Source organism: Collinsella sp. LCP19S3_D3, assembly GCF_052121455.1.
Lineage (GTDB): Bacteria > Actinomycetota > Coriobacteriia > Coriobacteriales > Coriobacteriaceae > Collinsella.
Genome location: NZ_JBQKEF010000013.1, coordinates 39466 through 64605 on the forward strand (window position 1 = coordinate 39466; position 25140 = coordinate 64605).

Here is a 25140-nt window from a genome sequence, read left to right on the forward strand (position 1 = left end):
CGACCAGTCTTTCTGGGACGGGGCTTTTTAGCTGCTTTCGGATGCCGGCTCGCTCCACATCGGGAGCAGTCAATTTGGGACGGGGCTATTTTAGCTATCCCTGCCACTAATCGGCCAAACCTTTCGCTTTACCTGCAAGGGCAGCTAAAATAGCCCCGTCCCAAATTGACTGCTCATATAGTCAGCCCCGTTTTATGCGTGGTCGCGCCAGCTGCGGACACGCTGCTTCATGCCATCTATGTCGAGCACGCCTTCGGCAAAGCCCTTACGCACGAGCTCTTCGGGAACGAACTCATCGTAACGATCAAAGTAAGGCACCTCGCCGGGATAGACGAGCTCGATGGGATCGAAGTCCTTCTCGGCCTCGGCGGCGAGTACCTCAAAGAACGTCTCTTCGTCGGCCTTCATCTTAAACTGCATAAAGTACGGGCGCGACGGATCGAGTCCGCGAAGGCCCAGCTCCGCGGCACATTTAATCTTGAGCATGCGCTCGAGCGCCAAAAAGGCATAGCTGCCCAGCCAGGGGAAGAGCACCCAGGTGTCGCCGCCCAGGTTAATGAGTGGCCTAGTGCCCGCACCCGAAATCTCGGCCGTATGGCGAGCCTGCGCCAGACGGGCTCGCGCGTTGCCCATAAGGTACGGATACGCGGCATGTTCGTTGAGCGCTTTACGCATGCGCTCGAGTACATGCGTGTTGATGTCGCCGGGGCAGTCGCCAAAGTAAGCCGGCACACGGCCCTTGACCTGCGTGGCAAAGACGGTATGGCGCTTCCAGTCCACTTCCTCGACAATCCAGCAGTGCCCGGCGATGGCGATGCGTTCACCGGGCGGTGGGGGATTGACGATCGTGCCCAGTTCGGACGACTCGCTGCGGACGGTGAACTCCTCGTTTTCCTGGAACACGGCGTAGAACTTAAAATTGTTGATGATGCGCTCGCCCGCGAGGCCCACGATGAGTCCGCCGCCCTCGGTGACCTGGATATGGTCGATCTTAATGAGGTGACGCAGCAGCACGCGATAGTCATCGGCTGAGACGCGGTGGAAATAACTGAGCGTGAGCACGCGCTGGGCAAGTTCTGCCGGCGTGAGCTCTCCGGTGCTGGCAAGCGTCGACATAGTCTGGTGATAGAGCAGACTGTAGGGGAGTCGATCGAGCTCGGGCGGCTCGACCCACTTTTCCTCGCGATAGAGTTGTACGAGTGCGATGCCCTGCAGGAGCTTCCACGGAATGGTTTCGGGCATCATCGTACGCGGCTCGGGCTCTTCCTCGCGCATGACAAACCACATCTCGGGCGGAAGGTCGCGGCGTCCCGTGCGGCCCATTCGCTGCAAAAAGGAACTGACGGTAAATGGCGCATCGATCTGAAACGCACGCTCCAGACGGCCGATATCGATGCCAAGCTCAAGCGTAGAGGTGGTGACGGTCGTCTGTGCCTGCTCCTCATCGCGCATGAGCTCTTCTGCCGTCTCGCGCAACGATGCCGAAAGATTGCCGTGATGGATGAGGAAACGGTCAGGCTCGTGTCGGCTCTCGCAGTAGCTGCGCAGCATGGAACATACGGCCTCTGCCTCCTCGCGCGAGTTGGCAAAGACCAGACACTTGCGCCCGCGGGTGTGTTCGAAGATATAGCCCATACCGGGATCGGCGTTGTCGGGTGCGGTGTCGGTGGGGTTGAGGAGCGCTTGCTCGGCGGCCCGGGGGATGTCGACTTCGCCCTCGGGGGCCGAAGAAGTGCAGCGGTTCCCGGAGGTAACCTTACCCTGTGCCCGTTTGCAACGTTGACGGCGCTTGTCCTGTGTGGGCTGTCCGCTGTGGCACATGCCTTGGGTGTCGGCCGGCAGCGCCGTGGGCGCCGCTGCCTCAATGCGCTCGGAGGCAAGAACTTCGGCCTCTTGAGGACCCATGCTCTCGAATCCCCGCTGCTGTGCCTGGGGACCCGAGTTGTAGAAGTGCTCCATGGAGATGCGCCACACGCGGCGCGGTTCCTCAAAACGAGGGATAACGCAGTCACGTCCCGTTCCCTGTGAGAGAAAAGCGCCCGTGCGCTCGGGGTCGCCGATGGTGGCCGAAAGGCCAATGCGGCGAGGCTGCACGCCGGCCATGCGCGAGAGTCGCTCGATAAGGCAGAGCGTCTGCCCGCCACGGTCGCCGCGCATGAGCGAGTGGACCTCGTCGATGACCACATAGCGCAGGTCGCAAAACATGCGCGGGATCGCCATGTGCTTATGGATCAGGAGCGCCTCGAGTGACTCGGGCGTAATCTGTAAGATGCCGCTCGGCTTTTTGATGAGCTTAGCCTTGTGCGACTGCGAGACATCGCCATGCCAGTGCCAGACAGGGATATCGGCCTCTTCGCAGAGGTCGTTAAGGCGGACGAACTGATCGTTGATGAGCGCCTTGAGGGGGCCGATGTAGAGGGCGCCCACGCTCGCGGGCGGCTTCTCCCAAAACTCGGTCAGGATGGGAAAGAAGGCCGCCTCGGTTTTGCCGGAAGCCGTGGATGCCGTCAGGAGCACATTGTCTTGTGTGTTAAAGATGGCATCTGCCGCCGCAACCTGAATGGAGCGGAGACTCTCCCAATCGTGGGAGTAGATGAAGTCTTGGATAAATGGGGCGTAGCGGTCAAAGGCGTTCACGGGGCCTCCTTTCAAAAGCGAATCTCTCAGCGCGGCGGGCAGTGGCTTGCTGCATGACTGCTTCAATGTTTGCCCAGATAAAACCTGCCAAAATAAACCTGTCCCTTTTTGGCAGGTTAGATGGCGAATTCGGCGAAGTTGCGGTCGGCGCCTGCGGTGCCGGTGTCGTCTGTTGCGGCTGCTGGCGCGTCACCGCCGACGCTTTGCAGCAGCTCGGCCACGTTGGCGTCGGGGTTTTGGCATAGGATGTCGAGCAGCTCGATAAAGTCACGAATGACTTCGCGCGGCGTCAGATGCGTGTCGGCTCCCACGCGACCGAACTCAATCTTGAGGAAGTCCACCAGGTCGCTCTCGGTAAGCGTGGGCGTCCAGCCAAAGTAGCCGGCGTGAATTTGCATGAGTTTTTCGATCAGCACCAGCAACTCTTCGTAGGTGAGTGGCTGCAGACGGATGATGGGCGCGAGCATGTCCTTAAGGTCCTCGCGTGCAAAGCGGCCCTGAGCGAGTCGGCTGCGCAGGGCCTCGTAGGAGAACACACCGCGGCGGCGGTCTTCGATGGAGGTTGGCGTGCCGCCCATGATCATGCCCAGGTACTGCGCCTTGCCCTGGAGCGTGTCGTTGTACATGGTCAGGATCTTCTCGTAGTTGTATTGGCGCGTGATCGCGTTGGGAATCTTATACAGATTCACGAGTTCGTCGATGAGCACCAGCATGCCCTTGTAGCCGCTGCAGACCAAAAAGCGCGCAATGAGTTTAACGTAGTCGTACCAGTCGTCATCGCTGATGATGGTCGAGGAACCCAGTTCGGCGCGAGCCTCGCTCTTGGTGCGGTATTCGCCGCGGATCCATTTGGTTACGCGGCTCATGGCCTCTTCATCGCCCTCGGATACGGCCGTGAGGTAGCGGCGGAGCATGCGGGCGAAGTCGAAGCCGTGGACCATCTCCTCGAGCGGGGCCAGTTGGGCATTGACGACCGACTCGTCGACGTCGGCACACGAGGCGACCCAGCGATCCAGAATAAGGTTGAGCGCACCGCCCTCGGGGCGCGTCTTGGTCGATATGTTGCGGATGAGCTCACGGTAGGTGGCAAGGCCCTGCCCCTGACCGCCCTGCAGGCGGCGCTCGGGCGACAGGTCGGCATCGGCGACGACGAACCCCTCGCCCATGGCGTGCGTGCGGATGGTCTGGAGCAAAAAGCTCTTGCCTGCGCCGTAGCGACCGACCAGAAACCGGAAGCTCGCGCCACCGTCGGCGATGAGACTCAAATCGGTGAGCAGGGCGCGGATCTCGACCTCGCGCCCTACGGTGATATAGGGAAGGCCGATGCGCGGGACCACACCGCCCTTGAGTGAGTTGAGAATGACGGCAGCGACGCGCTTGGGCACGCGGGGTGCTGCGGATGCGGTATCACTCATGGTCTAGGTATCCTCTCACGTCTGCTTCGTAATCCTCGATAATTTGCGGTCCTGCCGCGCCGAACTCGATAACGGTGTCTCCCACCAGGTCAAAGAGCGTCTCGTTGATGCTGTCGACGAGCATATCCTCGCTCTGGCCCGACCTCTCCACTGCCGATGTCGCTTGCGCTGTGTTTTGCTCGAGGAGCGCGCGAAGAAAGGCATCTTCGGCGGGCGCGAGTTTGTTCGTAGCTTCGGCAGACGCGGGCGTTACGGGTGCGGGCGCAGACACGAGGAGCGGTGCCATGACGCCAAACTCTTCGGCGGAGACAGTCGGCTCGTCGGGTTCGTCTTGCTGAATGGTCATCTCGCCAGGTTCGGCAGTCATGCCGGGCGCAGACTCGCGGCCCGGCTGCTCGATAAGCGTTGCCTCGGCTTCCACGGGCGTGCCGTCCTCGCGCTCCTCATCAATCAAAAGCGCTTCACGCGTTTGCGCGGCGGCGCTCCGAATGTGCCCCAGCTGGCTCAAATCGATATCGATCTTGACGGGCTGGTGTGCGGCATCCCACGAAAGCCATGCCACGATCTCGTCATCGATGATTTTGGCCAGATATTTGGGGACCTTCTCCTCCTTCAGGGGGTGGGCGGGGGCTAGGGCCAGGCGCAGACGTTGGTCGCAGGCGCGCATCATCTCACCAAGCTTGCTGCTCTTTTGCCTGCTGCCGTGAATTCGCATGCATTCCCAAAAACCGTTTTGGCAGCGGTAGATATGGATGGGGTCAAGACGGTATTCGCAGTCCTCGTGGCGCTCGGGCGCAAAGAACACGGCCGAGGCAAACATGGTATAGGGCATGGCCGTCTCCTCCCCAAACAAGCTCGCCACGATACCGGTCTTTCGATGCGTGTCATAGTAGCGCGCCATGCGGACGTACACGGCACATGCCACGTGACGTAGGTCGCGATGGTGGCTGCGGTCGAGTCTAGAGTTATCGAGGTTATACGTGGAGAGGGCGTTGATGGCGGCCATGAGTCGCTCCTCGCCCGCCTCGTCGGGCGGGAGGGGGAGCGTAGGCTCGGAGGTCTTGCGACGCGCAGGCGGCAGATCCGACGGCGTCGGTGCAGGTGCAAGGTCTCGAGCCGCGCGCCGCAGCTCGATAAGGGCGTTATCGAACATGACGGTTTTAGAATCGCGAAGCAGTTTGGGGTCGAGCCCGTGGAAAACGGCGTAATCTTGCAACCACACGCGTGCAAACCGGTCGATGCCGGGCTCGAAGGCACGATAGGCGTTCCAAAAGGCCTTGATCTTGCTAAAGCCATCGAGTGGGTCATCTACGCCAATGCCGCAGATCAGCTCATAGAGATACAGGAAGGCAAAGGACGTAGACGTTTCCTCGACAGTTCCGCGGCGCACTTGGGCACGCCAGGTAAAGTAGCCGCGCAACTGTCGATCGCTCATGGCATTGTAGGTGGGAAAGTACGACTTAAAGGTGCCGTTGTAGGGACAATCGTCCTCGAAGTCGGCCATCAGCAGGCCTTGGCGGTAAAAGAGCTCCGCCTCCGATAGCCAACGTCCCGCGCCGCCTTTGGGATCATCTTGCCAGCGCGATATCTCGCGCATCTTGCGGTACTGGTCGGGGAGGAAGTTCTGCATCTGTCGACCGGTCTTGAGAATCGGCTCGTCAGCATAGATTTCGTTTGAGAAGTGGGCGGACTGATGGGTCCGGGCCTCGGCCATAATGCGCTCGATGAGCATCTTGACGTCCTGGTCGGCCACCGCTTCTCCTCTCCTAACGCAGCTTCGGTGACCTCATATCATAGCACAGCATCAAACAGGTGTTCGAGATATCGCTACGTAGATAGATTTAGAACAAGAGGGCGTAGATGACCGCCACGACGACGGAGGGGAGCATGTTGGCCGTGCGGAAGGTCTGAGGTCGAATAAGGTTAACCCCAACACAGAAGATGAGCATAGAGCCCACAAGCGAAAGGCTGTCGAGGGCTGCGGTGGTCATGATGGGGGAGAGTGCGCCGGCAAAAAGCGTGATCGTGCCCTGGAATACGGCAACGGGCAGGGCCGAGAAGATGCAGCCGCGGCCAAGCGAGGCCGTCATGGTGCAGACGATGATGCAGTCCAGCGCGCCCTTCAGGGCAAGCGTGGACCAGTCGCCGAGCAGACCGTCCTGAATCGATCCTACGATGGCCATGGCACCGATACACACGGTGAGCGATGCCGAGACAAAGGCGTTGGTGAACTCGTTGTCGCCTTCGCTGCCGGTTTTGCGCTTGAGCCATTCGCCGAGGTTCTCGATGGCGGCCTCCAGGTTGATGGCCTCGCCGATGAGCGAACCGAGGGCAAATGAGACGATAAGCATGGTGGTGCCGGTGGTCGCCAACGCCTCTCCATCGATAACGAGCATCTTTTGCATGGTGCCGCCCAGGCCGATAAACAGAACACACAACCCCGACGCCTTCATGAGCGTGTCTTGGATGCGAGGCGTAATGAAGCGCCCACCCATAAGGCCAAGCAGACCGCCCGCGATCAAAAGCGCGACGTTGATGATCGTTCCTAAACCCGGCATGAACCCTCCTGTAATTGATGCCAACGCGGCAATCGTAGCAGAACGGGGAGGGGGCGCTCAGTATCCGAGCCAAGCGGCGGTTAGCGGTCTAGGACAGGATGGGGCTAAAGTCGAAGCGCAGCGTCATGAGGTGCTGCGGGGATTCGATGGCTGCGGCAATGATGTCGGCATCTCGTGCGCGATCGAACCCTTCAAGTTCCATTTGATAGGGGACGTCTTCTTGGATACCGATGCGACGAGGAACCAAAAGCTTGGTTCCGTCGAATTCTTCGGTTCGCGTTCCGTCTGCTGCAACGGAATAAAGGTGTAACTTGGCGGTCGTTGTGGCATCAAGTGCCGAGATAGCTTGGATATCGTTCGATGCGCTCTTTGCTCCCACTGCTGTAAGTGCCGTAGGCGCGACGACTTCGCCCGAAGGCAAAAAGACGAGCTCGACGGTGTTGGGGAATGCGATGAGGATATTTTTGCGGCGGGGCGCATTGGCAGCGACTGGCTCAATGCTTGCAGCATCGACGGTTTCCGTGTGGTCGAGCGCGACCATCATGCAACAGTTGCCTTCGTCGACACCTGGGGGAGCGGCAAAGTCCAGGCTCTCTTTCGGTTGGGAATCGCCTAGTTCGGTGGCGCTGCCGCTTGGCTTCTCGAGAGGAACCGCAGCGTTGTCTTCTGATGATGCATCGTCAACATGTGCCGGTGCGTCTGCGACCTCGTCTTTGGGGGATTTGTCATTATCGCTCGATATAGGAGCGGCAATCTCGACGGACCCCACTCCGTGCCACGTCATTTGGAGCAGCGCCGGATCGGCGAGAATGCGCTGCACGCCCGGCTCCTGGGCATCGATATTGATGGGGGCGGGTTCTGATCCGCGCGTGAGGTTAAGCGAGCCCTTCTGCCTGGTGCTCTGAGCCTTTTGGTCGTCCGCGTCGCCAGCGTAGAACAGCAAAGGCGCATCTCCCGTTGCGATGGCTTCGGTGTCCGCCTTGGTCAGCCGCAGCGACGCCGTAAAGGAGATGATGGGCTGCGCGCCATCGGCATTCGAGGGAACGCAGCCCAGGCATACACCCCCTTCTTCTTCATGGGCCGCGCTGTCGAAGACGACCTTTGCCCCGTTCGCCGAGTCATCGACCGAGGCAATATCGATGCGCAGCTCTAAGTCGCATGGGTCGCCATCGGCGTCGACTGCAGCCGATTTCCATGTGCAGATGGCGCAACCTGTCTGGGGGCCGTTCTCCTTGTCCGGTCGATTGATATCCACGACTATCGAGTCGACCGTATTGCGGTGAAGGCATCCCGAGGTTCGAACCGTGGCATGTGCGAGCGAAAAACGTTGGCAGGCGACGATACCCGACGAATTCGACGCGGGGTTCAGAGCTTGCGGTAAGGAGCTTGCCGTGGCGGGCGTCGCCCAAGCGGCGAGAGGCGTACCGCTCGCCAGTGCGCTGCAGAGCGCGGCAACGGGCAAAAGGTTTTTGGGTGCCATGGTTCTCCTATCTATTCCGCGTACTCCGGTCGTGCTTGGCTATTGGTTGCGTTTGATGTGCAGGCCAAGGCACGTCAGTCCTGCTCCCACCGTGGCGACGCCTACCGCAATGAGTTGCCGGGTGTCGCTCGTCTGGACGAGCGGCTCGTGACGACTGCCGCGATTAAGGCCCGAAAGATCGACGGTCACTTCTGTGGCCGCCTGCGCTTGCTCTTGTTGAGCAAAGGCCATTGCGGGTGCGGACGCCAAGATGCTGACGATGGCGGCCAGTGCAATCGCCTTAGGACGTGGCGTGCGCACCGGGCTCGACCGTCCAGGTGATGCTTGCCACTTGATCTCCCGTACCGGTGGCGTGGTAGATGTCACGCGTGACGCGGGCGACGTGGCCACTCACATTGAGCCTAATTTTGTCCGTTCCGTCGGTAATGTCCTTGTACTTCATGTCGAAGCTTGCTTCTTTGGAAAGATCGAGGCCCGTAGTCTGAGTCGCCGAGCTGGCATCCTTTTCTGCCTCATCGGGGCCAACCTTAAAATCGATGGAGTTCTGGGCCGATCCCGTCTTTGCGTCTGCAACGATTGTCCAGTCGTTCTTGGCCGTGACCTTCATGTTGGTGACGTGGATGCCGTATGCCGAGAGGTTGTCGATGGTAATCGTGTTGTCGGAGGGTCCTACAAGCGTTCCGTCGGCTTTGGCGGCAAAGGGGATGACCGTTGGCGCCTTAAACGAAACATTGCTAATGTCGGCCTTCACCGTCACATCGGTGGTTCCAACGCGCACCTCTGCCATGGCCGCCGTTGGCGCGGCGCCCATCGCAAGTGCGAGCGTAAGCCCTGCGCCCACGGCGAGTGCCCTGGCTCCGGTCAGGTTCATGGGTGTGTTCATAATCGATCCTTTCTGCTCGTCACGGACTGTTTCCGTGATGGTTGGACGAATGGGGACAGGGTGCTGCCCCTGCGAGCGCGTCGGCCACTAGCCTTCTGCCTGTGCCACCCGCACTTTGACGCGCGTCGGATTGCCGTGGGTGTCGTAGGTCTTGGCATCGAGTGCCTGAATCTCGATATATGCCTCGCCTTCTTGGATATCGCCGGCGGGGCAGGTCTCAACCGTCTTGCCGGCTTCGACCACACCGGACTCATAGATGGTCTCGTCGTTTTGAATCACGCGGAAGCGCTGGGGAAACTTGTTGTCTTGGACGTTTTGCACGTTGACGCGCAACTTGCCGCCTTCCTGCAACTGTACGACCGGCGCGACCGAGATCGTCATCATGTTGTCGCGGACGATGGCGTCGAGCTCATCCTGGATTTCTTGGCGCGATTTACCTTCTGCCGTCGTGACTGAGGCGCCCGCTTCGGGCACGGGCTGCGACTGCCAGGCGTATAGCCCTATGGCGATGAGGGCGCAGACGACAGCCAGGCAGACAACGACGAGTTTCTTGCGACGCCCCAGTCCTGCAAGGCGGGGCGGCTTCTTCGCACTCATGCGGCGTCCTTGGTGGTGTAGACACGTGCGAACGTGGACGGGTCCGCTCCAAAGAGCATGTGAAGCATCAGGCGGCGCGAATAGATGAGCTCGTCGAAGTCGTGAGGGAGCTCGATGTTGTGGATACGCGCGATGTGGTGGGCGAGCGCCGAGAACGACTCGGGGTCGCAGATCACATCGGTAGTGACGTGGTAGACCTCCGTACCTGGAAATGCATCTTCGTCGAAAGGCAAGAGATAGGGGTCGTCATCGACTTCGATGGCGAAACCGTATTGGGGCCAGTAATATGCCATGGAAACCTCCCTGCTCTGGGGCCAAAACTCCTATTGGTTTGGCTGTCGATGCCGACCGTATCAGCCGCAACTTGCCCAATAACTAACCAATTGCTTGACGAGCCGATATCCCCGCAGGTAAAAGCATATGAAAAAAATCTCAACTATTTTTGACTGATAAATGCACATGTTGTGGCTGCGCGGCAACGTGTGGCAAAGGCGTCGCTTGTCTCGAAAATTCCACCGTTCGCCGAATTGCGCGAACGTTAAAAACGTCAATTATGGAGACGGTCTCGAACATGTCGGTGAAACGATGCGGTAACATTTCCCTGCAAACACTGTAGTTAGCTAAAGGGGGAGTTCGCGTGTCTGCAACCATCAAACCCTTCACCGACGAGTTCGAAGAGTATGGTCGCGATGAGTCTCGCACATCGGGCGAGGCCTCGAGCATCTCGTTTCCGACAACGGAGGACGAGGTCCGCGCCATTATGGAAAAGCTCCATGCCGAGCGTGTCCCGGTGACGGTTCAGGGCGCCCGGACCGGTCTTGCCGCCGGCGCCGTGCCTCATGGCGGTCACATTCTCAATACTTCCCGCATGAATCGCTACCTAGGCATTCGCCGCGATGAGCAGGGCCGCTTTCTTTTGCGCATGGCGCCCGGCGTCGTGCTGTCTGAGCTGCGCAAGCAACTGGGCAAGAAAGTGCTGCCGACTGCCGGCTGGGACCAGGTATCGCTTGAGGCCTACGAGGAGTTCCAGGAAGCTCCCGAGCAATTCTTTCCTACCGATCCCACCGAGGCATCTGCCTGCCTGGGCGGTATGGCGGCATGCAACGCTTCCGGCGCCCGTAGCTACGCTTACGGCCCCATGCGCCCTCACGTCACGGGCCTTCATGTCGTGCTGACCGATGGCGACCTGCTCGAGCTTCACCGTGGCGAGGTTTTTGCACAGGGTCGTCGCCTTTCGCTCGTCACGGTGCAGGGCCGCACGCTCGAGCTCGACCTTCCCGACTACACCATGCCCAAGACCAAAAATGCTTCGGGCTATTTCGTTGCTGACGATATGGATGCCATCGATCTGTTTATCGGTGCGTGTGGCACACTCGGCGTCATCACCGAGCTCGAGATTGCCCTGCAGGCGGCGCCTGCGGTCGTTTGGGGCGTGAGCTGCTTCTTTGACAGCGAAGACAAGGCCGTGTCCTTCACCGATTCTGTACGTCCCGTCCTGTCCCACGCGGCTGCCATCGAATATTTCGATGCGGGCGCCCTGGATATCCTGCGCCGTCAGCGTGAGCAGTCGACTGCGTTCGCCTCGCTGCCGGCGCTCGACAAAGACGCCAAGGTCTGTGTCTACGTGGAGCTCGACTGCGACGACGAAGCCCAGGCGACTGAGGAGCTGTATCACTTGGGGTGGGTACTGGAGCTTGCGGGCGGCAGCGACGATGCGACATGGGTCGCGCGCACCGAGGTCGATCGCGAGTGTCAGCGATTCTTCCGCCATGCGGTGCCCGAGAGCGTCAACATGCTCATCGACGAGCGTCGCCGCACGGACCACACCATTACCAAGCTGGGGTCGGATATGTCGGTGCCCAACGCACACTTGGCCGATGTCATCGCCCTTTATCGCCGCACGTTGGCCGAAAGTGGGCTTGAATCTGCCGCCTGGGGGCACATCGGTAACAACCATCTGCATGTGAACATTCTGCCGCGCAATGCGCAGGATTACCGCCGCGGCGGAGAGCTCTTTGCCCAGTGGGCTTCCGAGGTCACGGCCATGGGCGGCGCCGTCTCCGCCGAACACGGCGTCGGCAAGATCAAGGCGGGCTTCTTGGAGACGATGTACGGTCACGAGGCCATGGTCGAGTCGGCGCGGCTCAAGCTCCAGCTCGATCCTGCCGGGCAGCTGGGCCGCGGTAACCTGTTTTCGGAGAAGCTCTTGGATGAGCTCGTCCAGAAAGGGGGCGCGTGAAGATGAGCGATTTCCATATGGTGGTGTGCGTCAAGGCGGTGCCGGGCAGCACCGAGGTCAAGATGGACCCCAAGACCAATACCATCGTGCGCGATGGCAAGCAGGCGGTCATTAATCCCTTTGACGCGAGCGCTTTGGAGTGCGCGCTGGCGCTGAAGGATGACTTTATCGGCTTTGGCATGGACGTGCGCGTAACGGTGGTGTCGATGGGCATCCCCGCGACTGAATCGCTATTGCGCGACTGCATCGCCCGAGGCGCCGATGACGCACTGCTGCTAACCGATCGCGCCTTTGCAGGTGCCGATACCCTGGCAACCACCTATGCCCTCAAGTGCGGCATCGAGGCGCTCGACGAGGACTTCGACCTGCTCATCTGCGGCAAGATGGCGGTGGACGGCGATACGGCCCAGATTGGTCCCGAGCTTGCCGGTGCCTTCGAGATTCCCTGCGTGACCGACGTGAGCTGCGTGCAGAGTGCGGGCTTTACGACCTGTGGTTCACTGGCGCTTGTTCACGGCTGCGATGCCGGCGAGGAGACGGTCTATCTTGAGATGCCGTGCGCGATGACGACTGCCAAGGAGATTGGCCAACTGCGTATGCCGAGTATCGCCGGTATTCGTGCGGCCGAGGAGGCGGACGTGCGCGTGGTCAACGCTGCCGACGTGAACGCCGACCCCGCGCGCTGCGGTCTTGCCGGCTCGCCGACACAGGTCGTGCGATCGTTTGTGCCCGACCGCGACCAAACGTGCGAGGCCGTTGACGGAACGGCGTCCGAGCAGGCGGCGAAACTTGCCAAGATTATCGAGGGGATGGCATAGATGAGCGGACTGATTATCGATAGCGAAGCCTGTATCGGCTGTGGTCGCTGCGTTCGCGCCTGTGCCTCGGGCGGCATCGTAGTGGAAGGCGAGCGGCCCAACCGTTGCGCCCGCGTAACCGACGGCTGCATCCTATGCGGCGGGTGCGTCGACGCTTGCCCCGTCAATGCCATTTCGATCGAGCGCGACGAGGCCGCCGGCGCGGTTGACCTCGATGCATATCGAGACATTTGGGTATTCGCGCAGACCGACGAGCACGATACGGTGGCTCCCGTTGCCTTCGAGCTCATGGGCAAGGGCCGCGAGCTTGCGGATACACGCGGCTGTCGCCTGGTGGCGCTGGTCGGCATGGGCCCCGAGGGTTCTCTCGGTGACCTGGAGCATCTGGTTTGCGCCGGTGCAGACGAGGTCCTGATCTGTCGCGACGAGCGTCTGCGCCAGAACGATGTGGAGGTCTACGCTCGCCTCATCTGCGATTTGGTGGCAGAGCGCAAGCCCGAGGCCATTCTGTACGGAGCGACCGCCTTTGGCCGCGAACTGGCACCCGGCGTTGCCGTGCGTTTGCAGACGGGCCTTACGGCTGACTGCACCGTGCTTTCGATGGATACGGAGACGGGGCTGCTGCAACAGACGCGTCCGGCGTTTGGCGGCAACCTGATGGCCACCATCGTCTGCCCCAATCATCGTCCCCAGATGGCAACGGTGCGCCCCGGCATCTTTAAGGCGCCCGACTTTGACTACGGCCGCTCCGGCACGATCACCCAGATAGCACTTGCGGATGATGCTAAGGCTCGTGTCGAGATCTCGATTCCCGCCGAGGAGTGGGGACAGCAGGCTTCAATCGCCGATGCCGAGCGCCTGGTCGTGGTAGGTCGCGGCATTGGTTCCAAGAAAAACCTGCCGCTGATGCGAAGGCTCGCCGAGACTCTGGGAGCCGAGCTTGGCTGCACGCGACCCGTCGTGGAGGCCGGCTGGTTGGAGTATCGCCATCAGATTGGCCAGACGGGCGTATCGGTTTCGCCCAAGATGCTTGTGAGTATCGGTGTTTCGGGCGCCATCCAGCATCTTGCCGGCATCGGTGGGGCGGAATGCATTATCGCCATCAACGAGGACCCGGATGCCCCCATCTTTGGTGCTGCCCAGTACAAGGTTGTCGGTGATGCCGTCGAGGTCGTCGAGGAGCTGCTAGCCCAGCTTGAGCGCTAGGCGCGCGCCAGCCAGTCGCGCATCTCTTCCCTAAGACGGCTCCAGGCTGCCTGTGTGGCGGGGTCGGTAAAGGGCTGCGTAATACCAAAGGGCGCGTCGAGCAGGCGGTAGATATCGCCCTGCTCGCGCGCCAGCGCGCGGCTCGCCGGATAGACGAGCTCAAACATAAAGCAGATGAGTCCTACCAGGTAGTCCGCGGGCTCGTCGCGTTCATCACGTGCGACGCAGCGGTGCTCGTCAAAGGCGGCCAACGTCGGCGCCGAGAAGTGGCTGGCGAGAAATGCGTCCTCATCCACCTTGAGGATGGTGTCGACGGTGCTGTCGGCGATGGTGCGCATAATGTCGATTTTGTCGCCATCGCGCACGATATCGCAGAAGCACCGTGTACGCTCGTCGAGTTGTGCCGGCAGGCGAAAGTCACTGTGATAGGCGATGCTCGCGCGGATGAGCTCGTCTTCTGCCGGGCTGTCGATAAAGTCGCGGATACTTGTTGCCGCGGGCGCGTCTGCAGGGTTTTTGCCAAAGAGGACCTCGAGGCCCAACTTCGCATGGCTCATGCTCTCGGCATCCCTAAACGTGTCCCAGCGTCGCAGCTGCTCAAAGCGGCCCATATCGTGCAACAGCCCACAAAGCCACGCCAGGTCAATGTCCTGCGGTGCCCAGTCCTGCTTGCGTGCCACGGCATCGCATGCCTCGGCAACGTGGTACGTATGCTCGATTTTGAGCGCGATACGCGGATTGGCGGCATCGTAGGCATCGGTGTAGGTCCTGAAGGCCGCGATTGCCCCCGTTCGATCGATAGCTGTCATAATGACTTCCTAAAAAGCTGTGTCTTTCTGTGTCTTTCGATCCGGTGGCAATTGTAGGTGAACTCGGTTGCCGCCGGGCGATGATTCTGCCATGTCGTCGAATGCGGCTCGGAAAGCTTGTCGGGACGAGGAACGCCATGGTGCTCAAAATCGTTAAAACCGTCTGGCCGGTGATGCTTCCCAATGTTGCGATAGGTGCGCCGTTGTCGATATTCCCACCGCTATTGCGGGTTTTGTCTGCACATCGCTCTTTATTTGCCTGCTCTTTTCGCAGCGGCTGTCGGCGTCGTTGCGGTGGCAATCAAGACAAAGTCGATGTTGTGGTGCTGCGTCTCGGGTATCGGGCTCTATATCGTTTTGAGCCTCGTATAGGAGTGGGGTGCGTTTAGCGTCCGGGCCCCACGAATCGGATTTCTCACCGAGCCGGTCTGCTTCTTCTGGTACCATGGTCAAACTTTACTGTAGCAAAGCATGACGTGGGCTTTTGTCCTGCGTCGGCGGAAATGGGGGTTTCATGGCACAGGAAGCGATCGCCAACGAGCAAAAGAAATTCAAAGTACCGCGCATTCCGGGTGACATCATGATCTACCCGATGATCGTCGGCCTTTTGCTCAATACCTTCTGCCCGCAGGTCTTCGAGATCGGCGGCTTCTTTACCGCCGCCTGCCGCGGCGGTTCCAATACCATCGTCGCCGCGATCCTGTTGTTCGTGGGTGCCGGCATCAGCTTTAAGTCCACGCCGGGTGCCATCAAGACCGGCATCGTCGTACTGATTCCTAAGCTTGTGGTGGCAGCCGTGCTGGGCTTGAGCGTTGCGTATTTCTTTAATGACAACTTTTTGGGCCTGAGCTCGGTTTCCATCATCGGCGGCATTACGTTTTGCAACATGGCGCTCTACACGGGCATCATGGGCGAGTTTGGCGACGAGTCCGAGCAGGGCGCCGTGGGCATCCTGTTCTTCACGGCGGGCCCTGCGGTTACCATGATCATTCTTGGTGTCTCTGGTCTTGCCAACATTCCCGTTGGCACCATCATCGGTTCCATCCTGCCGCTCGTGATTGGCATGGTTTTGGGCAACCTCTTCCCGTTCATCAAGAACCTGCTGGTTCCCGGCACCAATCCTGCGATCGCCGTCATCGGATTTCAGCTCGGTGCGTCTATGAGCCTGTCGAGCTTTATCACCGGCGGCATTTCCGGCATCTTGCTGGGCCTTGTCACGTTGTTTGTCGTCGGTCCCATCACCTTTGCGTTCGAGCGCCTGTGCGGCGGTAACGGCAAAGCCGCCGTGGCTTGTTCCACCATCGCCGGCACGGCTATGACCACGCCGGTTGCTCTTGCCGAGGTCGCGCCGCGCTATGCCGATCTTGCGCCCACCGCATACGCTCAGATCGCCACCGCCGTCATCATCACGGCAATCATGGCTCCGATTCTGACCGGTTGGGTCGATAAGAAGTTCTGCCAGGGCAAGGAAGACCTGTCGCCCGCCGGTGTCGAGGCCATCGAGGAAGCCGTCGCGGCCGACATCGATGGCGAGTAGCCATCGGCGCCCATCAATGATGCTGGCGTGCAACTCGCGCCGTGAGAGCGCCCGGGCGCTCTGGTATTATTCCCTCATTCCCCTCTGGATTGGGGGAGTTATGGTGATGCGTGCGGCTCGGAGAAGCGCTGTCGGTTTGATGATGGGGAGATGGGCCTGGTGGTTAAGGCGCTCAAGATTGAGATATTCCTGCTAAGCATGATTGTTCTTATCGGGCTTGCCGTGCGGAGTCGTCGCTCCTTGTTCTCGAGCACCCAGCAGCTATTGTTTAGCACGCTTGGCTACACCTCTGCCGCGTACATATTATTCGATATGATCTGGGTGCTATTGGATGGTGTGGACGGCACGTTGGGCATTGCTGTCAACTGGATTTCCAACGTGGTTTCGTTTTCGCTCTTTGCCATCGTGTGTCTCATTTGGTTTATTATTCCGAGACGGTGCAGGGTTCTCGCCTTTTGGCCTCGCGCTATAGGGTGGTGCTTGTAGCGTCGCCTACGGTTCTGGTGGTCGTGCTGGCGTTTACCAGTTACTGGACGCACGCCCTGTTCTATATCGATTCGCAGGGCGTGTATAGTCGCGGCTCTGCTTATATGATCCAGCCCATTGTCAGCTACTGCTACGTTATACATACGTCCCTACATGCGTTTGTGCAATCTCGCAGGGTCGAGAGCCTGCAGACGAAGACCATCTATCGAACCTTGGCATTTTTCGCCATTCCGGCCCTGGTGGGCGGTACCTTTCAGGTCGTATACTCGGTGCCCGGCCTTTGTGTCGGCATAATGATTGGCATATTGTTGCTCTACATTGTCTTCCAGGAGCAGCTCATCTCGACCGACCCGTTGACTGGCCTCAACAATCGCAACCGTTTTGAGACCTATATACTGTCGCTCTTCTCAAATGTGGATCAGGCCGAAGACGTGTATCTGCTTATGATGGACGCCGACGGCTTTAAGCAGATTAACGATCGCTATGGACATGTGGAGGGCGACCATGCTCTTCAGGTCATATCCGCTGCACTCAAAGAAGTCTGCTCGGCGTCTGGTAGCTTTATCGCGCGTTATGGCGGCGATGAGTTCGTGGTGCTTCAAAAGGCGATGGCGGAGCAGGATATCTTGCATCTGTGCGCGGCAATCAACGACGAGCTCGCGTGCGCCGAGGTTCCGTATCTGTTGCGGATGTCCATCGGCTACGCACGGGTTGGTGATGGCGTCGATACCTGGCAAGACTTGCTCCGTGCTGCCGACGCGGAGCTCTACCGCGTAAAGCGCGAGAAGAAGAAAGTCGGCGTCCAGATACGCTAAAAAAGGGGGCGCACGACCGTTGCGATGGTCGTGCGCCCCTTCTGCGCTTTCGGGGACTAGTATCGGCTGTCGAAGATGCGCCTCGTCTTTTTCTCGGAGCGCGGCAGCTCACCAGGCGCGGCGTGGCATCGCCATGGTTTTCGATGGGGTTAAACGCGTCTGCGGCCTTGCCGCTGGAGTAGGCGTCTGCAATCTGCGGCAGGCGCTCGTTAACCTCGCCATGGGCGGCAAACGAACGGCGCGGGAAGATAACCCATTTGGGATCCTTCTCAAAGGTGCCAGCGGGATGTGCGACGGTATGCTCGGGTACCTCCAAATAGGTTGAGGCGTGACATACGCGGGTGGTGGGGCGCACGATAACGGGCGTATGGTAGCGCTCCGAGATTTCAAATGCCTCTTGCATCATCGCGTAACCCTGCTCCAGATTTTGCGGATCGAGCACGGGGATCTTCGCAAATGCGGCAAAGCGGCGCGTATCCTGCTCGGTTTGAGAGGAGATGGGGCCGGGATCATCGGCAACAAACAGCACCAGACCGCCCTTGATGCCCACGTAGTTGAGGCTCATGAGCGGGTCGGAGGCAACGTTTAGTCCAACTTGTTTGCAGGTAAAAAGGCAGCGCGCTCCTGCATACGATGCGCCTGCCAGCACCTCGAGCGCGGCTTTTTCGTTGGTCGACCACTCGACGTGGACACCCTCGGCACTACCTTGGGCCTTGAGTTTGGCAACTGTCTCGACAAGTTCCGTCGACGGCGTGCCCGGGTAACCGGCGACCACGCGAACGCCCGCCGCAAGCGCGGCATACGCAAAGGCCTGGTTTCCCATAACCAGTTTCTTATGCATCTGTATCCCCTCGATGTCGCCGGCGCGTTACGGCAAGACGGCGTCTGTCGCCGCGACTCGGTACGAAATCAACGAGATACAGTGTACTCCATTAAGCTAAAGCGAGAGCTGCCCTTTTCCAAACGGGGTGGTTTGTTAGGCCTTTTTAGGTTTGTTGACAATGATGATGCCACTGCAGACCAAGAGCAGGGCCACAATTACGGTAACGGGGCTCGTGCCAGCGCCCTCTCCGAGCAACAACGCGCTCAACAGCACGCCAAAGACCGGGTTCATAAAGCCAAAGACCGAAACGCGGCTAACGGGGTTGACGGCGAGTAGGCGGGACCACAGCGAGTACGCGACGGCGGAAATGAGCGCCATATAAATGATGAGCGCGATGGCGGGGGCGATTTCGGTGGGGAATAGCGCGCCGCCCATCAAAAACCCGATGGCGGTGAGGACCAAACCGCCGACCAAAAACTGCCAGCCGGCGAGCAAGACGCCGTCATGCTCGCGCGAGAAGATGCCAATGAGGCAGGTCGACAGGGCGCCCGCAATAGTGGAAGCCAAGATAAATCCCTCGCCGTCGAGTGTAAAGCCAAAGGTGCCGTCCGCACCCGAAAGGTTGACGAATGCGACGCCGGCAAAGCCCAGTACGCAGCCGAGCACCTTGGTCGCATCGAGCTTTTCGGTGCGAAACGCCAGAGCGGCAAAGAGGATGGCGAGGAAGTTGGCGCTGGCCTCGATGATGGAACTCGACATGGCGCTGGCGCGCGAGAGTCCCAGGTAGAAAAAGAAGTACTGCCCGATAGTCTGGAAGAGCGACAGGATGCAGATGGGCTTAATGTCGCGAGCCTGTGGAACGAGTGGGCAGCGCTGGGCCGTGCTCATCCCAACGATAACCAGGGCGCCGGCAAGCGTGAAGCGCAAGCCCGCAAAGAGCAGCTGCGAGGCGCTATCGTGCGCGGGGATGCCAAAGAGCTCATAGCCGATCTTGATGCAGGGGAAAGCCGACCCCCAGAGTGCGCAGCAGACGAGGCAGCCCAGGATGAGTCCGGGCAGGGTGGCGAGATACGGCTTGCGGCTTTCCATGATGTCCTTCCTGTATGCGCGAAGTAAAAAAGAACCCGCCACCGGGTGTGCCGGTGGCGGGTGTTGTTACCCGAGGGGATTGTACCCGATGGGAACGTATTTAAGCGAAGTAGGCTACGCCGCTCTCAAAGATCGGCATGAACTTATCGCCGGGGACATGCTCGGGCACGTTGCGGTACAGGTTGTCGCCGCGACGCTCGGCATGGCCCATCTTGCCCAGGACGCGGCCGTCGGGGCTCGTGATGCCCTCGATGGCGAGCGCGGAGCCGTTGGGGTTGACGGAGAGATCCATGCTGGGCTTGCCATCCTCGCCCACGTACTGCGTGGCGACCTGGCCGTTGGCGATCAGCTGGGCGAGCACTTCATCGTTGGCGACAAAGCGGCCCTCGCCGTGGCTGATGGCGACGGTGTAGGGGTCGTCCAGACTGCACTGCGACAGCCACGGGGACAGGTTGGACGAGATGCGGGTGCGCACCAGACGGCTCTGATGGCGACCGATGGTGTTGAACGTCAGCGTGGGCGCATCGGGCGTGGCGTCGACGATGTCGCCGTAGGGCACCAGGCCGAGCTTGATCAGGGCCTGGAAGCCGTTGCAGATGCCCAGCATCAGGCCGTCGCGGGCCTTGAGCAGGTCGCGGACTGCCTCGGTGACCTCGGGAGCGCGGAAGAACGCCGTGATGAACTTGGCGGAGCCGTCGGGCTCGTCGCCGCCCGAGAAGCCGCCGGGAATCATGACGATCTGGCTTGCACGGATGCGGCGGGCGAGCTCGTGGGTGCTCTCGGCGACGGCCCCGGGCGTGAGGTTGTTGATCACGAAGGTGTCGGCCTCGGCGCCGGCGGCGCGGAAGGCGCGGGCGCTATCGTACTCGCAGTTGTTGCCGGGGAACACAGGGATGATCACGCGCGGGCGGGCGATCTTGGCGCCGCCGTACACGTGGATATCCTTGGCGCGGAAGTCGATGGCCTCGACCTCGGGGGTCTCGCCGGCGCTGCGGTAGGCGAAGACGCCTTCGATACCGCTCTCCCAGGCCTCCTGGAGCTCGGCGAGCTCGATGACTTCGGAGCCGGTGTCGATGACATAGCCCTCGACGGTGGTACCCAGGGGCTCGACGACAACGCCGTCGGCGACCTCGGGCAGCTCGGCGTCCTCGGCGAGCTCGACGATAAAGCTGCCGTAGAGCGGGGTGAAGAGGCTCTCCACGTCCACATCTTCGGCAAGCTCGATACCGATCTGGTTGCCGACGCACATCTTAAAGAGGCTCTCGGCGCCGCAGCCGTAGCCGGGCGTGGAGACGGCCAGGGCGTCGCCGGTAGCGGTGAGCGCCTCGACGGCGTCAAACGCGGCGAGCAGCTGCTGGGCATCGGGGCGGTAGTCCTCGCCATAGGTGGCGGGGGCGATGCGAACGACGCGGTGCGTGAGGCCCTTAAACTCGGGGGAGACGGCGCGGGCGGCACGGCCCACGGCGACAGCGAAGCTGATCAGGGTCGGCGGAACGTTGAGCTCGCCGGCCTCGTCCTCAAACGAGCCGCTCATGGAATCCTTGCCGCCGATGGCGCCGGCACCCAGGTCGACCTGGGCCATAAGGGCGCCCAGGACGGCTGCCATGGGCTTGCCCCAACGTTCGGGCTCGGTGCGCAGGCGCTCAAAGTACTCCTGGAAGGAGAGGTAGGCGCGCTTGTGCTCAAAGCCGGCGGCAACGAGCTTGGCGATGGACTCGACCACGGACAGGTAGGCGCCTGCAAACTGGTCGGCCTCCATCAGGTAGGGGTTGAAGCCCCATGCCATAGCGCTCGCCGTGGTGGTCTCGCCGTCCACGGGGAACTTGGCGACCATGGCAGAGCTCGGGGTGAGCTGCGTCTTGCCGCCAAAGGGCATGAGCACGGTAGCGGCACCGATGGTGGAGTCGAAGCGCTCGGAAAGGCCCTTGTTGGAGGCGACGTTGAGATCGGTGACAAGCGAGGTCATGCGCTCGGCAAGCGTGGTGCCGGCCCAGCTGGGTTGCCACACGCTACGGGCACACACGTGGGCGACCTGGTGCTTGGGTGCGCCGTTGGAGTTGAGGAACTCGCGGGACAGATCGACGATGGCGACGCCGTTCCAGGCCATACGCATGCGCGGCTCGGCGGTAACCTCGGCGATGACGGTCGCCTCCAGGTTCTCCTCGGCGGCATAACCCATGAACTCCTCGACGTCACCGTCGGCGACGGCGCAGGCCATGCGCTCCTGGGACTCGGAGATAGCGAGCTCGGTTCCGTCCAGGCCGTCGTACTTCTTGGTCACGGTGTCCAGGTCGACATACAGGCCGTCGGCAAGCTCGCCCACGGCGACCGAGACGCCGCCGGCGCCAAAGTCGTTGCAGCGCTTGATCAGGCGGCAGGCGTCGCCGCGGCGGAACAGACGCTGCAGCTTGCGCTCGACCGGGGCGTTGCCCTTCTGGACCTCGGCACCCGAGGTTTCGATGGAATCGGTGTTCTGGGTCTTGGAGGAGCCGGTGGCGCCGCCGATGCCGTCACGGCCGGTGCGGCCGCCCAGCAGGATGATCTTGTCGGTGGGGGCGGGGCACTCGCGACGCACGTGGTTTGCCGGGGTGGCGCCCACGACGGCGCCGACCTCCATGCGCTTGGCCACGTAGCCGGGGTGATAGAGTTCGCTGACCTGACCGGTGGCAAGGCCGATCTGGTTGCCGTAGCTGGAGTAGCCGGCGGCAGCGGTGGTCACGAGCTTGCGCTGCGGCAGCTTACCCTCGAGCGTCTCGGAGACCGGGACGGTGGGGTCGCCGGCGCCGGTGACGCGCATGGCCTGGTACACATAGCTGCGGCCAGAGAGCGGGTCGCGGATGGCGCCGCCCACGCAGGTGGCGGCACCGCCGAAGGGCTCGATCTCGGTCGGGTGGTTGTGGGTCTCGTTCTTAAACAGGAACAGCCAGTCCTGGTCCTCGCCGTCGACATCGACCTTCACCTTGACGGTGCAGGCGTTGATCTCCTCGGACTCGTCGACATCGGTCATGACGCCGGTCTTCTTAAGGTACTTGGCACCGATGGTGCCCATGTCCATGAGGCAGACGGGCTTGGCGTCGCGACCGAGCTCGTGGCGCATCTCCATATAGCGGTCGAAGGCCTGCTGTACCACGGCGTCATCGATTGTCACGTCGTCCAGGACGGTACCGAAGGTGGTGTGGCGGCAGTGGTCGGACCAATAGGTGTCGATCACGCGGATCTCGGTGATGGTGGGGTCGCGGTCCTCATCGCGGAAGTACTGCTGGCAGAAGGCGATGTCCGCCTCGTCCATGGCAAGGCCGCGCTCGGAGATAAAGGCGGCAAGGCCGGCCTCGTCGAGTTCGCGGAAGCCGTCGAGCACCTCGACGGGCTGGGGCTCGGGGGTCTCCATGTGCAGCGTCTCGGGTAGGTCGAGCGAGGCGATGCGGGCCTCGACGGGATTCACCACGTAGTGCTTGATGGCCTCGATGGCGGCTTCGTCCAGAGCGCCCGAGATCATATAGACCTTGGCGGAGCGCACGGCGGGGCGCTCGCCCTGGCTGATGAGCTGCACGCACTCGCTGGCGGAGTCGGCGCGCTGGTCAAACTGGCCAGGCAGGAATTCGACGGCAAAGACGGCGCCATCGCTTGCGGGGAGTTCGTCGTAGGTCACATCGACCTGGGGCTCGCTAAAGACGGTCGGCACGCAGGAGCGGAAAAGCTCCTCGTCGATGCCCTCGACGTCGTAGCGGTTGATGATCCTCAGGGCCTCGATGCCCTTGATGCCGAGAATTTCGGTCAGCTCGCCCTTGAGCTGCTGAGCCTCGACGTCGAACCCGGGTTTCTTCTCCACGTAAATACGAGAGACCATTGGTTCCTGCCTTCCTGATCGGTTGGGCGTACGGTGCGGTATGCGGCAGCGGTCGGTTTGCGGGACAAGCCTCGCGGTCGCCTTGAGCCACATGTTTGTAAACGTCACTATGATACGACAGCTCATGGCGTATTGAGGACGGCGAGGGTGCTACAGTGAAGCGCAAACAAGAGAAAGGCATCACATGGCATTCGTTTCGCTCGCCATCATCGCGCTTGTGGCTTTCGCAAGCCCCTTTATCGCATCGGCGATTCCCGGAAAGCCCGTTCCCGAGACGGTTTTTTTGCTCGTGTTCGGCGCGGTGCTGGGACCTCACATGCTCGGCGTCATCCATGTAGATGCCGAGGTCTCGCTTGTGTCCGAGCTCGGTCTGGCCTTTTTGTTCCTGCTTGCCGGCTTTGAGATCGACCCCAAGAACATCACGGGCGTCGAGGGACGCTACGGTATGGCGACGTGGGTCGTCACGTTTGGCATCGCCTGGCTTGCCGTGCGCTTTACCCCGTGGTTCTCGGTCAGCCATTTCGACGGTATCGCCGTGACGCTGGCGCTCACTTCGACGGCGCTCGGCACGCTCGTGCCCATCATGCGTGAGCGTTCGCTGACCGGCACGCGCGTGGGCGACTCCATCCTTGCCTATGGCACGTGGGGAGAGCTCGGTCCCGTGCTTGCCATGTCGGTGCTGCTCTCCGCTCGTACTGGCATCCAGACGCTCGTGATCCTTGGCTTGTTTGCACTGGTCTGTGTGCTGTTGGCCGTGGTTCCGAGCCGCTCCAAGCGCGTCGGCAGCCGCTTCTTTGCGTTTGTCGAGGAACGGGCCGACACGACGTCGCAGACATTCGTGCGCCTGACGGTGCTCATTCTGGTCACACTCGTGGCATTTTCCGCCATCTTTGACCTCGACATCGTGTTGGGCTCTTTTGCCGCTGGCTTTGTCCTGCGCTATATCATCCCCGAGGGCAACCATACGCTCGAGACCAAGCTCGATGGCCTGGCCTATGGCTTTTTGATTCCGGTGTTCTTTACCGTGTCGGGCGCAAAGATTGACCTGACGGCCGTGGCGTCGCGCCCGGGTCTGCTCGTGGGCTTTATCGCGGCGTTGCTGATCATTCGCGCCGTGCCGATCCTTGTCTCTATGAGCATTTGTCCCGCGACACGTGACGTTTCGGCGTATGGCCGCATTACCGTGGCTCTGTACTGCACTACGGCCCTGCCGATCATCGTTGCCGTGACGAGTGTGGCCGTCAACGCAGGCGCTCTGTCGCAAGACGTCGCCTCGGTTATGGTAGCCGCCGGTGCCATCACGGTGTTCTTGATGCCGCTGCTCGCGCAGCTCTTCTATCGCGTGGTCGATGCCGCGCCGGCCACTGCCGTGGCAGAGGTCGCCGAGCACCCTGCCGACGCACTCGATATCCTGCGCGCTCACCACGACCTAGCGAGCCTGCTCGCGCGCGAGCATGAGCTTTTGACCTCGCATGGCCATGGGCGTTCGCTCGACGGCATACCTACCCTTGATTCCATTGCTGACCGCCTCTCGATCGAGGCGGCAAGCGGCCACATCGATGCCCGCATCGTGGACGCCGCTCATTTGCTGGCTGAGAAGACCTATGGCGACGAGATCGACCCGTCCGAGCTGACTCCGCGTGAGCGCCGCCGCCTGGAGCGCGCCAAGCTCGCCGTGCGCGAATACCGCCGCCGCATGCTGGAGCTCTACGCGCGCGATGAAGCCCAGGACGACGACGGCAAATAACGAGATGCTTCCCTAGGGGAAGCCGCGTCCCGCTTTAAAGACGGGGACTGCGGACAAAAAGTTGGACCGTTGAGGTCCGGAACGGAGTCCGCATGGCATACAGTAGGAGAATGGTGGAGAGGGCCAGGGCGCTTCGCGGCGCCGGGCTCACCGT

General features: G+C 61.1%; 19 protein-coding genes and 1 pseudogene. 7 read left to right on the forward strand and 13 right to left on the reverse strand.

Annotated features, from left to right (window positions below; translation table 11 throughout):
- Positions 1 to 192: 192 nt before the first annotated feature.
- The 9 genes from ACTQXM_RS06430 to ACTQXM_RS06470 form a co-directional block, all read right to left on the reverse strand.
- Positions 193 to 2637, reverse strand: a complete 2445-nt coding sequence (locus ACTQXM_RS06430) for a DEAD/DEAH box helicase (protein WP_441537329.1) — start codon at positions 2635 to 2637, stop codon at positions 193 to 195.
- 116 nt (positions 2638 to 2753) lie between these two features.
- Positions 2754 to 4052 carry an ATP-binding protein gene (locus ACTQXM_RS06435; protein ID WP_441537330.1) on the reverse strand — a complete coding sequence of 433 codons (1299 nt, stop codon included), beginning with the start codon at positions 4050 to 4052 and terminating at the stop codon, positions 2754 to 2756.
- Entirely contained in the window at positions 4045 to 5805 is a 1761-nt protein-coding gene (locus tag ACTQXM_RS06440; RefSeq protein WP_441537331.1) for a TerB N-terminal domain-containing protein, read from the reverse strand. Before ACTQXM_RS06440 ends, ACTQXM_RS06435 begins: the two co-directional genes overlap by 8 nt.
- Positions 5806 to 5893: 88 nt before the next feature.
- Positions 5894 to 6610, reverse strand: coding sequence for a DUF554 domain-containing protein (locus tag ACTQXM_RS06445; RefSeq protein ID WP_154517132.1), 717 nt, complete (start codon positions 6608 to 6610; stop codon positions 5894 to 5896).
- 88 nt (positions 6611 to 6698) lie between these two features.
- Complete coding sequence (locus ACTQXM_RS06450; protein ID WP_441537332.1) at positions 6699 to 8090, reverse strand: hypothetical protein; 1392 nt, start codon at positions 8088 to 8090, stop codon at positions 6699 to 6701.
- Between the two features lie 39 nt (positions 8091 to 8129).
- Positions 8130 to 8321 carry a hypothetical protein gene (locus ACTQXM_RS06455; protein ID WP_441547626.1) on the reverse strand — a complete coding sequence of 64 codons (192 nt, stop codon included), beginning with the start codon at positions 8319 to 8321 and terminating at the stop codon, positions 8130 to 8132.
- 49 nt (positions 8322 to 8370) lie between these two features.
- The gene (locus ACTQXM_RS06460) at positions 8371 to 8973 is read right to left on the reverse strand and encodes a hypothetical protein (protein ID WP_441537333.1); all 603 of its coding nucleotides are present in this window, start codon (positions 8971 to 8973) and stop codon (positions 8371 to 8373) included.
- An 87-nt stretch (positions 8974 to 9060) separates the two neighbouring features.
- Positions 9061 to 9570, reverse strand: a complete 510-nt coding sequence (locus tag ACTQXM_RS06465) for a hypothetical protein (protein ID WP_441537334.1) — start codon at positions 9568 to 9570, stop codon at positions 9061 to 9063.
- The gene (locus ACTQXM_RS06470; protein ID WP_154517147.1) at positions 9567 to 9863 is read right to left on the reverse strand and encodes a hypothetical protein; all 297 of its coding nucleotides are present in this window, start codon (positions 9861 to 9863) and stop codon (positions 9567 to 9569) included. The genes ACTQXM_RS06465 and ACTQXM_RS06470 overlap by 4 nt, the downstream gene beginning before the upstream one ends.
- Before the next feature lie 344 nt (positions 9864 to 10207).
- On the opposite strand from ACTQXM_RS06470, the gene ACTQXM_RS06475 reads away from it, so the two are divergent.
- The 3 genes from ACTQXM_RS06475 to ACTQXM_RS06485 are packed head-to-tail and all read left to right on the forward strand — an operon-like array spanning position 10208 to position 13833.
- A complete protein-coding gene (locus ACTQXM_RS06475; protein WP_441537335.1) occupies positions 10208 to 11809 on the forward strand; it encodes an FAD-binding oxidoreductase in 1602 nt (533 codons plus the stop codon).
- A 2-nt stretch (positions 11810 to 11811) separates the two neighbouring features.
- Complete coding sequence (locus tag ACTQXM_RS06480) at positions 11812 to 12627, forward strand: electron transfer flavoprotein subunit beta/FixA family protein (RefSeq protein ID WP_154517150.1); 816 nt, start codon at positions 11812 to 11814, stop codon at positions 12625 to 12627.
- The gene (locus tag ACTQXM_RS06485) at positions 12628 to 13833 is read left to right on the forward strand and encodes an FAD-binding protein (protein ID WP_441537336.1); all 1206 of its coding nucleotides are present in this window, start codon (positions 12628 to 12630) and stop codon (positions 13831 to 13833) included.
- Here the strand turns inward: ACTQXM_RS06485 and ACTQXM_RS06490 are convergent.
- Complete coding sequence (locus ACTQXM_RS06490; protein WP_441048478.1) at positions 13830 to 14642, reverse strand: HD domain-containing protein; 813 nt, start codon at positions 14640 to 14642, stop codon at positions 13830 to 13832. The genes ACTQXM_RS06485 and ACTQXM_RS06490 overlap by 4 nt on opposite strands.
- A 514-nt stretch (positions 14643 to 15156) precedes the next feature.
- Here ACTQXM_RS06490 and ACTQXM_RS06495 point away from each other — a divergent pair.
- The 3 genes from ACTQXM_RS06495 to ACTQXM_RS06505 all read left to right on the forward strand — a co-directional run bounded on the left by ACTQXM_RS06495 (position 15157) and on the right by ACTQXM_RS06505 (position 17480).
- Positions 15157 to 16179, forward strand: coding sequence for a 2-keto-3-deoxygluconate permease (locus ACTQXM_RS06495; RefSeq protein ID WP_427794188.1), 1023 nt, complete (start codon positions 15157 to 15159; stop codon positions 16177 to 16179).
- 150 nt (positions 16180 to 16329) lie between these two features.
- Entirely contained in the window at positions 16330 to 16665 is a 336-nt protein-coding gene (locus ACTQXM_RS06500) for a hypothetical protein (RefSeq protein ID WP_441537337.1), read from the forward strand.
- A complete protein-coding gene (locus tag ACTQXM_RS06505; protein ID WP_441547627.1) occupies positions 16653 to 17480 on the forward strand; it encodes a GGDEF domain-containing protein in 828 nt (275 codons plus the stop codon). Before ACTQXM_RS06500 ends, ACTQXM_RS06505 begins: the two co-directional genes overlap by 13 nt.
- Before the next feature lie 307 nt (positions 17481 to 17787).
- On the opposite strand, the pseudogene ACTQXM_RS06510 reads toward ACTQXM_RS06505, so the two are convergent.
- The 3 genes and pseudogenes from ACTQXM_RS06510 to ACTQXM_RS06520 form a co-directional block, all read right to left on the reverse strand.
- Positions 17788 to 18321: pseudogene (locus tag ACTQXM_RS06510) on the reverse strand (hypothetical protein); the annotation flags it as partial.
- Positions 18322 to 18456: 135 nt separating this feature from the next.
- Positions 18457 to 19392, reverse strand: a complete 936-nt coding sequence (locus ACTQXM_RS06515) for a DMT family transporter (RefSeq protein ID WP_441044860.1) — start codon at positions 19390 to 19392, stop codon at positions 18457 to 18459.
- Between the two features lie 100 nt (positions 19393 to 19492).
- Complete coding sequence (locus ACTQXM_RS06520) at positions 19493 to 23239, reverse strand: phosphoribosylformylglycinamidine synthase (protein ID WP_441537339.1); 3747 nt, start codon at positions 23237 to 23239, stop codon at positions 19493 to 19495.
- Positions 23240 to 23423: 184 nt separating this feature from the next.
- Between ACTQXM_RS06520 and ACTQXM_RS06525 the strand changes: the two genes are divergently transcribed.
- On the forward strand, positions 23424 to 24986 hold the full coding sequence (locus ACTQXM_RS06525; RefSeq protein ID WP_441537340.1) for a cation:proton antiporter: 1563 nt from the start codon (positions 23424 to 23426) through the stop codon (positions 24984 to 24986).
- Positions 24987 to 25140 lie beyond the last annotated feature (154 nt).